The 347-nt window shown below is 47.6% G+C and carries 2 tRNA genes; both read left to right on the forward strand.

Annotated features, from left to right (window positions below):
• Positions 1-94: 94 nt before the first annotated feature.
• Positions 95-171, forward strand: a tRNA-Ile gene (locus B1722_RS28510).
• A 9-nt stretch (positions 172-180) separates the two neighbouring features.
• Positions 181-256: transfer RNA gene (locus B1722_RS28515), tRNA-Ala, on the forward strand.
• The last annotated feature ends 91 nt before the right edge of the window (positions 257-347 follow it).

A 347-nucleotide genomic window follows, 5' to 3' on the forward strand; every position in this document is an offset into this window, starting at 1 on the left:
CACACGAATTGCTTGATTCATTGAAGAAGACGATAGAAGCAGCTTTAAGCTCCAAGCTGATAGCTCTGAGCTAATCAGTTACGCGCTCGAAATTGGGTCTGTAGCTCAGTTGGTTAGAGCGCACCCCTGATACGGGTGAGGTCGGCAGTTCGAATCTGCCCAGACCCACCAATTTTGTATGGGGCCATAGCTCAGCTGGGAGAGCGCCTGCCTTGCACGCAGGAGGTCAGCGGTTCGATCCCGCTTGGCTCCACCATTAACTGCTTCTACTTGTTAGAGCTTAGAAATGAATATTCCGGTGCGAATATTGATTTCTAGTCTTTGATTAGATCGTTCTTTAAAAATTT

This window comes from Pseudomonas sp. SCPG-7 (assembly GCF_002156405.1).
In the GTDB taxonomy this organism is placed as follows: Bacteria; Pseudomonadota; Gammaproteobacteria; order Pseudomonadales; family Pseudomonadaceae; genus Aquipseudomonas; species Aquipseudomonas parakoreensis.